This window comes from Martelella sp. (genome assembly GCF_984369615.1).
This window is the reverse complement of record NZ_CFHTCS010000277.1, coordinates 1-5,900: the sequence shown is the minus strand read 5'-3', so window position 1 is coordinate 5,900 and position 5,900 is coordinate 1. Positions and strand designations below refer to the sequence as shown.

The window sequence follows — 5,900 nt, the reverse complement described above, 5'->3', positions numbered from 1 at the left end:
GGCGGCTATTCGGCGATGATGCCGAACCACCACATCACCAAGCCGGTGCTGATCGGCGAGATCCAGGATGATGGCCAGTTCGACATCGTTTACGAAACGCCCGGTCTCGTCGCCGGCGACGCATGGTCCGATTACCTGCCGGATTCGAAGAACCTGATCGCCGACTGGCGCGCGCCGATGTCGTGCGGCAACTTCAACGTCGAAACCGGCCAGTGTGGCGGCATGGCTGCCGAATAAGAACGGCAACTCGGCTCCCGGCGCGTGTTTCGCGCCGGGTGAACAGGGGGACAGTCCTTTGCGAGGCGGACTGTCAACGTTGGGGGCGCACATGTCCATTTCTCTACTACAGCGCTATTTCAGAACCTTTATCTTGTTTGCAATACTGGTACTGGCATGTGCGCCCTCTCTCTCCCGGGCGGCCGATGACGCCGGGTCGCTGATTGATCAGTTCTCCGAAGCCCGGAATTTCGGTCAGACCGAGAAACTGGTCGAAGCGCTTGCGGCGACGGGCGATATCGCCGTTTTGCCCGCGCTGAGAGCTCTTTCCAACGGCGATCTCTATTACCGCGAGGATGACGGCGCGGTCTTCATCACCAGGAAGGGGTCATCGAGCCGCAATCTTGTGCTGATCGACCCGCTGACCGGCGCGGAAGCCGGGGAACGCTCCAAGCGCGACCTCGAGAAGGTCAAGGTCAACAACAATCTTCGGCGCTCCATCGATGCCGCGATCGCCGGGCTGACGCTGATGAGCCCTGATCGTACTATCCGGCTTTCAGCCGCCCGCGCCATGATGAACGCGCCGAGCGAGGACAATCTGGCGCTGATCGAAGAGGCGCTTGCGGCAGAAGAGGACGGCGAGATTGCCGCAGCCCTTGGCCAGGCCCGCGCCATCTCCATCCTGAATTCCTCCCGTCCGATCGAGGCCAAGGCCGAGGCGATCAACGACATCGCCGCGATCGGCGGGCGCGATGCGATCTCCATCCTTCTCTCGGCGCGCGGTTCGCTCGATCCGGAACTGCAGGACGAGGTCGATGCCGCCCAGGCGAAGATCGAAAAGCGCCTTGCCTTCTGGGACGCGGCGCAGAACGTCTGGTATGGCCTCTCCCTTGGTTCCGTTCTGCTTTTGGCGGCGATCGGCCTTGCCATCACCTTCGGCGTCATGGGCGTCATCAACATGGCCCATGGCGAGATGGTGATGATCGGCGCCTATTCCACCTTTATGGTGCAGCAGGTGATCCGCACCTCCTATCCCGGCCTTTTCGACTGGTCGCTGGCGATTGCCCTTCCGGTTGCCTTCCTCATCACCGCTGCCGTCGGCCTCGTGATCGAGCGCGGCGTCATCCGCTTCCTTTATGGCCGCCCGCTGGAAACCCTGCTGGCCACCTGGGGCGTTTCGCTGATCCTGCAGCAGGCGGTGCGCAGCATTTTCGGCCCGACAAACCGCGAGGTCGGCAATCCGTCCTGGATGTCCGGCGCCTTCGATCTCGGCGGGCTGGTCATCACCTGGTCCAGGCTCTGGATCGTTGTCTTTTCGCTCGCCGTCTTTCTCGGCCTTCTGATGCTGATGAAGCGCTCCGCCTTCGGCCTGCAGATGCGGGCGGTGACGCAGAACCGGCGCATGGCCGCCTCCATGGGCATCCGCACGCCCTGGGTCGATGCCTTCACATTTGCCTTGGGGTCGGGCGTTGCGGGTCTTGCCGGGGTGGCGCTGTCGCAGATCGACAATGTCTCGCCCAATCTCGGCCAGTCCTACATCATCGATAGTTTCATGGTCGTGGTCTTCGGAGGCGTCGGCAATCTCTGGGGCACCTTCGTCGGCGCCTTCTCGCTCGGCATCCTGAACAAGTTCCTCGAGCCCTATGCCGGCGCCGTTCTCGGCAAGATCCTGGTGCTCGTCTTCATCATCCTGTTCATCCAGAAACGGCCACGCGGCTTGTTCGCACTCAAGGGAAGGGCGGTTGAAGCATGATTACGGCCTATGTTCTCCGCTCGCTCGACCGCAGGATCTCGATCGCGATCGCCATCCTGCTCGGCATCGCCCTGCTGGTGCCGGTCCTCAATCTTCTCATCCCGGCGGGAAGCCCGTTTCACCTGCCGACCTATATCGTGTCGCTGTTCGGCAAATATCTCTGCTACGCGCTGCTGGCGCTGTCGCTCGATCTCGTCTGGGGCTTTTGCGGCATTCTTTCGCTCGGCCACGGCGCCTTCTTCGCGCTCGGCGGCTATGCCATGGGCATGTATCTGATGCGCCAGATCGGCCCGCGCGGCGTTTATGGCGATCCGGTCCTGCCGGACTTCATGGTCTTCCTGAACTATCAGGAGCTACCCTGGTTCTGGCACGGCTTCGACATGTTCTGGTTCGCCATGCTGATGGTGCTGCTCGTGCCCGGCGCGCTGGCCTTCGCCTTCGGCTGGTTCGCCTTCCGGTCGCGCGTCAACGGCGTCTACCTGTCGATCATCACCCAGGCGATGACCTATGCCCTGCTGCTCGCCTTCTTCCGCAACGACATGGGCTTCGGCGGCAATAACGGCCTGACGGACTTCAAGGACATTCTCGGCTTTTCCGTGCAGGCCGATGGCACGCGCGCGGCATTGTTCGCAGCCTCCGCCATCTTCCTTGCCATCGGGCTCTTCATTACCTCGGCAATCGTCCGTTCGAAGTCCGGCAAGGTGCTGGTCGGCGTGCGCGATGCCGAAAGCCGGGTGCGGTTTCTGGGCTACCGCGTGGAAAACTACAAGCTCTTCACCTTCGTTGTCTCGGCCATGATGGCGGGCGTTGCCGGCGCGCTCTACGTGCCGCAGGTCGGCATCATCAATCCGGGCGAATTCGCGCCGGCCAATTCCATCGAGGTCGTCATCTGGACCGCCGTCGGCGGCCGGGCAACGCTGATCGGGCCGATCATCGGCGCGATCCTCGTCAACGGCGGCAAGACCATCTTCACCGGGCTGTTCCCCGCCTTCTGGCTGTTCGCGCTCGGCGGTCTCTTCGTCGCTGTCACCCTGTTCCTGCCCAAGGGGATTGTCGGCACGATTTCCGACCGCTTCTCGAAGAAGGGCAATGATGCCAACGCGCGCTCGGAACAGGCCGAGGCCGGCATGGACGTAACCCCGAGCGAGGAGGGCGCACGATGAGCCCGAGTGAAAAACGCGCGAAAAGCCTGCTCTATCTCGACAATGTCTCGGTGTCCTTCGACGGCTTCAAGGCGCTGAACAGCCTTTCCTTCTTCATCGAACCCGGCGAGTTGCGGGCCGTCATCGGCCCGAACGGCGCGGGCAAGACGACGATGATGGACATCATCACCGGCAAGACCCGGCCGGATACGGGCGAGGTGTTCTTCGCCGACACGATCGACCTGACCCGCAAGGATGAGGCCGATATCGCCCAGCTCGGCATCGGTCGCAAGTTCCAGAAGCCGACCGTATTCGAAAGCCATACGGTGTGGGACAATCTGGAACTGGCGCTCAACCGCAGGCGCGGTGTGTTTTCCACGCTGTTCTATCGCCTGACCAGCGAGGACCGGACCCGCATCGAGGAAATCCTCGAGACGATCCGCCTGACGCCGCGTCGCGACGAGCTTGCGGCCAATCTCTCCCACGGTCAGAAGCAGTGGCTGGAGATCGGCATGCTTCTGGCGCAGGAGCCGAAGCTTCTCCTTGTCGACGAGCCCGTCGCCGGCATGACCGATGCCGAAACCGTGGAAACCGCCCGCCTGTTGCGCGAGATCGCGAAGACCCGCGCCGTCGTCGTCGTCGAACACGACATGGGCTTCGTCCGCGATCTCGGCGTCAAGGTCACCTGCCTTGCAGAAGGCTCGGTGCTCGCCGAGGGCTCGATCGACTACGTCTCGAACGACCCGAAGGTCATCGAGAATTATCTGGGGCGGTGAGGGGATGATGGAATTCGTGTTGAAGGAGCGCCAGTCCCCATCAATCTCCCCCCTTGAGGGGGAGATGCCCCGACAGGGGCAGAGGGGGGTGAACCCTATCTACGAATTCGGAGACTGCGGTTTCTGCCCTTTACCCCCCTCTGTCGCGTTCGCGACATCTCCCCCTCAGGGGGGGAGATTGAGGCTGAAAGGCCTCGCTTTTCCGCGCGCTCAAGAAAGGGCTGTTCGCCCTGACGTCCGTCGAAAGGGCTCTACCGATGCTGACCATTGAAAACGTCAACCTCCATTACGGCGCGGCGCAGGCGCTGCGGAATGTTTCGCTTTCCGCCGAGATGGGAAAGATCACCTGCGTGCTGGGTCGAAACGGCGTCGGCAAGTCTTCGCTCTTGCGCGCCGTCACCGGCCAGCATCCGACATCGGGCGGCGCGATCAGCTTTCAGGGCGAAAAGCTCGACGGGCTGGCGCCCTACCACCGGGCCAAGCGCGGCGTCGGCTACGTGCCGCAGGGGCGCGAGATCTTTCCGCTGCTGACGGTGAAGGAAAACCTGGAGACCGGCTTTGCCCCGCTTGCCGCGCGCGACCGCACGATCCCGGACGACATCTTCAGCCTGTTTCCCGTGCTGCAATCCATGCTGTCGCGTCGCGGCGGCGATCTTTCGGGCGGCCAGCAGCAGCAGCTTGCCATCGGCCGCGCCATGGTCACGCGACCCAAAATTCTGGTGCTGGACGAACCGACGGAAGGCATCCAGCCCTCGATCATCAAGGATATCGGCCGGGCGATCCGCTATCTGCGCGATTCAACCGGCATGGCCATTCTTCTGGTCGAGCAATATCTCGATTTCTGCCGCGAACTCGCCGACCAGGTCTATATCATGGATCGCGGCGAGATCGTCCATCACGGACCCGCCGACACGCTCGATACGCCGGAGGCGCGCCGCCACCTGACCGTCTGATGCTTCCGCGCGCAGCCTGCGGAGAAAATGTGCGCGTCAGGCGGGCATGTGCTGCTATTGTGTCCACAAAACCGGGATGCCTGAGCCGCGGATGCCTCGGTTTTCAGCGAAAAACGAAATCCATTTCGCTGGCGGCACGAAACTTGCTTTTCCTTGTGTGAGAAGAAAATACGAGGTCAATCAATGTGCGGTCTGAGAAAATGCGGCTTGGAGGAAGCGTCCCCCGGGACGGAGTGGACGTCTTGATCCGGGACATGCCGGGACGGGCGCAGCGCACCTTCGGCAGGGGCGAGGTCAGGGCCAAGCTTTCCGCGGGCAGGACGCGGCTTGATGAGTTCTATCAGGAGGGGGCTGCCAAGATCCGCATCCCCGAGAGCTTCGACGGGTCCATGGAGGCCGTGCTGATCAACACCTCCGGCGGGCTGACCGGCGGCGACCGGCTGCAATGGGTGATGACGGCCGATCCGGGCACGACGCTGACGGTGACGACGCAGGCCTGCGAGAAGATCTACAGGTCCGATGGCGGCCCGGCGACGATCGACAGCGAGTTGCGCGTCGGCGAGGGCGCAAGGCTCGACTGGCTGCCACAGGAAACCATTCTTTTCGATGAAGCCGCTCTGCATCGCCGGCTGGACGTCGACCTTGCCGAAACGGCCGAGTTTCTGGCGATCGAGGCGGTGCTCCTCGGCCGCAAGGCCATGGGCGAGGCGGTGCGGCGCGGCCAGTTCCGGGATCGCTGGCGGGTGCGCCGGAAAGGCACGCTGATCCATGCCGAGGATGTGCGCATGACCGGCGATATCGAGAATCTCGTATCGCAGGCCGCCGTGCTCGGCGGCGATGTCGCCTTTGCGACGCTGCTCTATTGCGGGGCCCGCGCCGAAGCGCTGATGCCCAGGGTGCGCGAGGCCCTCGGGACGTCTGCCGGCGGCGCCAGCGAGTGGAACGGCAAGCTCGTCGCCCGCGTCGTCGCGCCCGACGGCTACCAGTTGAGAAAAAGCCTGATTCCCGCCTTAAGGGTCTTGCGGGAGAATGAAAATCTGCCGAAAGTCTGGCATCTATG

At 63.1% G+C, this 5,900-nt stretch carries 6 protein-coding genes; all 6 read left to right on the top strand.

What is annotated here, in order from left to right; translation table 11 throughout:
• The coding region (locus AC5DC2_RS18030; protein WP_491699472.1) for a transporter substrate-binding protein at nt 1–237 on the top strand (237 nt) is incomplete at its 5' end.
• A gap of 91 nt (nt 238–328) precedes the next feature.
• Nucleotides 329–1,969 carry an urea ABC transporter permease subunit UrtB gene (urtB, locus tag AC5DC2_RS18025; RefSeq protein ID WP_491699471.1) on the top strand — a complete coding sequence of 547 codons (1,641 nt, stop codon included), beginning with the start codon at nt 329–331 and terminating at the stop codon, nt 1,967–1,969.
• On the top strand, nt 1,966–3,132 hold the full coding sequence (gene urtC / locus AC5DC2_RS18020) for an urea ABC transporter permease subunit UrtC (protein WP_491699470.1): 1,167 nt from the start codon (nt 1,966–1,968) through the stop codon (nt 3,130–3,132). The genes urtB and urtC overlap by 4 nt, the downstream gene beginning before the upstream one ends.
• Nucleotides 3,129–3,887: an urea ABC transporter ATP-binding protein UrtD gene (gene urtD / locus AC5DC2_RS18015; RefSeq protein ID WP_024708954.1), complete on the top strand. Its 759-nt coding sequence runs from the start codon at nt 3,129–3,131 to the stop codon at nt 3,885–3,887. The genes urtC and urtD overlap by 4 nt, the downstream gene beginning before the upstream one ends.
• Nucleotides 3,888–4,144: 257 nt before the next feature.
• A complete protein-coding gene (gene urtE / locus AC5DC2_RS18010; protein WP_491699469.1) occupies nt 4,145–4,840 on the top strand; it encodes an urea ABC transporter ATP-binding subunit UrtE in 696 nt (231 codons plus the stop codon).
• A 254-nt stretch (nt 4,841–5,094) separates the two neighbouring features.
• Nucleotides 5,095–5,900, top strand: an 806-nt coding sequence (locus AC5DC2_RS18005) for an urease accessory protein UreD (RefSeq protein ID WP_036237657.1), incomplete at its 3' end; no start/stop codon positions are given.

What these genes read in the sequence shown, in the direction of transcription:
- urtB (WP_491699471.1), top strand. Translation starts at nt 329, where the DNA reads ATGTCCATTTCTCTACTACAGCGCTATTTCAGAACCTTTATCTTGTTT.
- urtC (WP_491699470.1), top strand. Translation starts at nt 1,966, where the DNA reads ATGATTACGGCCTATGTTCTCCGCTCGCTCGACCGCAGGATCTCGATC.
- urtD (WP_024708954.1), top strand. Translation starts at nt 3,129, where the DNA reads ATGAGCCCGAGTGAAAAACGCGCGAAAAGCCTGCTCTATCTCGACAAT.
- urtE (WP_491699469.1), top strand. Translation starts at nt 4,145, where the DNA reads ATGCTGACCATTGAAAACGTCAACCTCCATTACGGCGCGGCGCAGGCG.